Below are 683 nucleotides of genomic sequence, written 5' to 3' on the forward strand. Positions count from 1 at the left end.
ATAATGAATAATATATATATCCCCCATTTGAAATGGGGGCCGAGGCAAAGCCGTAGCGTTACCTAGAGTACTAAAAAACTCCTATGCTATAATGATATTGGTTTCGCAGGCCATATCAAAAGCATAGGAGGTATCCAAATGGATAATCAAAGTATACAACATACGCACTGGAATTGCACGTACCATATTGTTTTTATACCAAAATATCGGAGAAAAATAATGTATGGTGAGACCAAGAGAGATTTGGTGGAGATTATAAAAAAGCTGTGTGAGATGAAACAGGTACAGCTCATAGATGGGAAGATCTGTATAGATCATGTTCACATGTATGTGGCGATACCGCCCAAAATGAGTGTATCAGAATTTATGTCATACATAAAGGGAAAAAGCACATTGATGCTATTTGACCGACATCCGGAATATCGAACGAAATATGGAGATAGACATTTCTGGGCGAGAGGATATTATGTAGCAACAGTAGGAAATGTAAATGAAGAAACCGTTCGAAAATATATTCAGGAACAGGAAGAAAATGATAAGATAGAGGACGGAAGAAAGTAGTAAGCCCTACAACGGAGGGCAACCAGAAAAAATGGTTTGCGAAATCCCGCCTCTGGCGGCACCAGTGCTATGCCCTGGAGGGGCGAAAATTAAACCCCCATTTGAAATGGGGGTCATAACTT

The 683-nt window shown here is 39.8% G+C and carries 1 protein-coding gene; it reads left to right on the forward strand.

The genetic code is table 11. The annotated features are described in order from the left end of the window. Nucleotides 1-138 precede the first annotated feature (138 nt). A complete protein-coding gene (gene tnpA, locus H6A32_RS15850; protein WP_118637402.1) occupies nucleotides 139-561 on the forward strand; it encodes an IS200/IS605 family transposase in 423 nt (140 codons plus the stop codon). Nucleotides 562-683 lie beyond the last annotated feature (122 nt).

Source organism: Drancourtella massiliensis, from assembly GCF_016900655.1.
GTDB classification, from domain to species: domain Bacteria; phylum Bacillota; class Clostridia; order Lachnospirales; family Lachnospiraceae; genus Sellimonas; species Sellimonas catena.